Source organism: Stenotrophomonas sp. HMWF023 (genome assembly GCF_003060985.1).
Lineage (GTDB): Bacteria > Pseudomonadota > Gammaproteobacteria > Xanthomonadales > Xanthomonadaceae > Stenotrophomonas > Stenotrophomonas lactitubi.
Genome location: NZ_QAIJ01000103.1, coordinates 1 through 3552, shown reverse-complemented (window position 1 = coordinate 3552; position 3552 = coordinate 1). Strand labels below are relative to the sequence as shown.

General features: G+C 65.5%; 2 protein-coding genes. One reads left to right on the top strand and one right to left on the bottom strand.

The features are described from left to right. Window positions 1-240 precede the first annotated feature (240 nt). Complete coding sequence (gene acnA / locus DBR20_RS05555) at window positions 241-2994, top strand: aconitate hydratase AcnA (RefSeq protein WP_108265493.1); 2754 nt, start codon at window positions 241-243, stop codon at window positions 2992-2994. A gap of 186 nt (window positions 2995-3180) precedes the next feature. On the opposite strand, the gene DBR20_RS05550 is transcribed toward acnA, so the two are convergent. Beyond that, the coding region (locus DBR20_RS05550) for a BCCT family transporter (protein ID WP_181393023.1) at window positions 3181-3552 on the bottom strand (372 nt) is incomplete at its 5' end.

Genomic DNA, 3552 nt, shown 5'->3' with positions numbered 1-3552 from the left:
CTCCCGGACGGGGCGCCCATGAGCGCCCCGTCTGCGTGCGGGCCGGCGCAAAAACGATGCGTACGCTGACACGAAGGCTACACACATCGCTGTAACCTTGCGTTCCAAGCCTGCCGGGTCATTGCCGGGCGCTGGATCGCCGATACTGGGCAGGATCCGGGGCCGGAGTGCCACCGGCAAACGCAAGCAGGCCCGCCCATGCGGGCCACTGCAAGCCATCCGCAAGAGGAGTCATCCCGCATGAGCGATTCGTTCTCCACCCGCAGCCAGCTGGACGTCGGCGGCAAGACCTACGACTACTTCAGCCTGCCCAAGCTGGGCCAGCGCTTCGACATCTCCCACCTGCCCTACTCGATGAAGATCCTGCTGGAGAATCTGCTCCGGCACGAGGATGGCGGCGTCACCGTCGGCAAGGATCACATCGAGGCCGTCGCCCGCTGGCAGCCCAGCGCCGAGCCCGACACCGAAATCGCCTTCATGCCCGCACGCGTGGTGCTGCAGGACTTCACCGGCGTGCCCTGCGTGGTCGACCTGGCCGCGATGCGCGATGCGGTGGTCAAGCTGGGCGGTCGCCCGGAACAGATCAATCCGCTGATCCCCTCCGAACTGGTCATCGACCACTCGGTGCAGGTGGATGTGTTCGGCAAGCCCGACGCACTGGACCTCAACGGCAAGATCGAGTTCCAGCGCAACCAGGAACGCTACGGCTTCCTGCGCTGGGGCCAGAAGGCCTTCGACAACTTCAAGGTGGTGCCGCCCAACACCGGCATCGTCCACCAGGTCAATCTGGAAAACCTGGCCCGCGTGGTGATGACCGCGGACAAGGACGGCAAGGCCATCGCCTACCCCGATACCGTGTTCGGCACCGACAGCCACACCACGATGATCAACGGCATCGGCGTGCTCGGCTGGGGCGTGGGCGGTATCGAGGCCGAGGCGGCCATGCTCGGCCAGCCCTCGTCGATGCTGATTCCGCAGGTGGTCGGCTTCAAGCTGACCGGCAAGCTGCCCGAAGGCGCCACCGCCACCGACCTGGTGCTGACCGTCACCCAGATGCTGCGCAAGCTCGGCGTGGTCGGCAAGTTCGTCGAGTTCTATGGCGACGGCCTGCAGCACCTGCCCTTGGCCGACCGCGCGACCATCGGCAACATGGCCCCGGAATACGGCGCCACCTGCGGCATCTTCCCGATCGACAACGAATCGCTGACCTACCTGCGCCTGTCCGGCCGCAGCGAAGAGCAGATCGCCTTGGTCGAAGCCTATGCCAAGGCACAGGGCCTGTGGCACGACGCCAACAGCCCGCATGCGCAGTACAGCACCACGCTGGAACTGGACATGGGCACGGTGAAGCCCTCGCTGGCCGGCCCCAAGCGCCCGCAGGACCGCGTGCTGCTGGAAGACGTGCAGCAGAACTACCGCGACGCGCTGGTCGGCATGACCGCCAACCGTGACAAGCGCAGCGAGGATGTCTCCACCTTCGTCAATGAAGGCGGCGGCGCCGCGGTGGGCAACGAGCAGTTGGCCAAGGGCTACGCCGACATCGAGATGGACGGCAGGAAGGTGCGGCTGAAGGATGGCGCGGTGGTCATCGCCGCCATCACCTCGTGCACCAACACCTCCAACCCGGCAGTGATGATCGGCGCCGGCCTGCTGGCCCGCAACGCGGCCGCCAAGGGCCTGGACCGCAAGCCATGGGTCAAGACCTCGCTCGGCCCAGGCTCGCGTGTGGTCACCGACTATCTGGAAAAGGCCGGTGTACTCACCGAGCTGGAGAAGATCGGTTTCTATGTGGTCGGCTATGGCTGCACCACCTGCATCGGCAACTCCGGCCCGCTGCCGACCGAAGTCAGCGCAGGCATCGCCAGTGGCGACCTGGTGGTGACCTCGGTGCTGTCGGGCAACCGCAACTTCGAGGGCCGCGTGCACCCCGAAGTGAAGATGAACTACCTGGCCAGCCCGCCGCTGGTGGTGGCCTACGCCATCGCCGGCACCACCGACATCGACCTGACCACCGAACCGTTGGGCACCGGCAGCGATGGCCAGCCGGTGTACCTGCGCGACATCTGGCCGAGCAACAAGGAAATCGGCGACGTCATCGCCGCTACCGTCGGCCCGGAGATGTTCAAGCAGAACTACGCGGACGTGTTCAAGGGCGATACCCGCTGGAACACCATCGCCTCGCCGGACGGTGACCTGTACGCGTGGAGCGATGCATCCACCTACATCAAGAACCCGCCGTACTTCGACGGCATGACCATGCAGGTCGGCACCATCGACGACGTGCACGGCGCGCGCGTGATGGGCCTGTTCGGCGATTCGATCACCACCGACCACATCTCCCCCGCCGGCAACATCAAGAAGGATTCGCCGGCGGGCCGCTTCCTGCAGGAACGCGGCGTGCAGCCGGCCGACTTCAACAGCTACGGCAGCCGCCGCGGCAACGATGACGTGATGGTCCGTGGCACCTTCGCCAACATCCGCATCAAGAACCTGATGTTCGGTGGCGAAGAAGGCGGCAACACCCTGTACTACCCGGCCAACGGCGGCCAGCCGGAAAAGCTGGCGATCTACGATGCGGCGATGAAGTACAAGGCCGACAAGGTGCCGCTGGTGGTGCTGGCCGGCAAGGAATACGGCACCGGCTCCTCACGCGACTGGGCAGCCAAGGGCACCCTGCTGCTGGGGGTGAAGGCGGTCATCGCCGAAAGCTTCGAACGCATCCATCGATCCAACCTGGTCGGCATGGGCGTGCTGCCGCTGCAGTTCCGCAACGGCGAAAACGCACAGTCGCTGGGCCTGGATGGTTCGGAAGTGTTCGATGTCTCTGGCCTGCAGGATGGCGCCAGCAAGCGCGCCACGGTCACCGCGACCAAGGCCGATGGTACGAAGAAGACCTTCGAAGCCTCGGTGATGCTGCTGACCCCGAAGGAAGTGGAGTACTTCCGCCACGGCGGCCTGCTGCAGTACGTGCTGCGCCAGCTGGCCAGCAAGTAACGCATCAACTGTAGAGCCGAGCCCGCGCTCGGCTACATCGCCACAGCATCAGTCGAGCATGGGCTCGGCTCTACAAGAAGAAGGGCCGGGTCCTTACGGACCCGGCCCTTTCTGCTTCACCGCAGCTAGGCATGGCCTGGCTCTACTGCATCAATGGCGGCATCGGGATAGCCACCGGATGCCCGCTCACCGCCGCGGTGCATCCGGGTCGGTACGCAGCGCCTTCAACAGTCCCCACATGTAGAACGCCAGGATGAACGAGAACGGCAGGCCGCACAGCACCACCGCCGTCTGCATCGCGCTGAAGTTGCCGGCCAGCAGCAGGCCGACGCTGGCCACGGTGATGCCCGCCGCCCAGAACACGCGCAGCCAGATCGGCGCGGCATGCCCATCCTCCACGCCATCGTCGACACGCCGGGTGCACAGGTTGGCGATCATCAGCGTGCCCGAATCGACCGGGGTCAGGAACAACACGAAACCAATCACCACCGCCGCACCGGCGATGTACGGCGCTGCAGGCAGATACTCCAGCAGCTTGAACAGGGTCATCGCCGCATC

What these genes read in the sequence shown, in the direction of transcription:
- acnA (WP_108265493.1), top strand. Translation starts at nt 241, where the DNA reads ATGAGCGATTCGTTCTCCACCCGCAGCCAGCTGGACGTCGGCGGCAAG.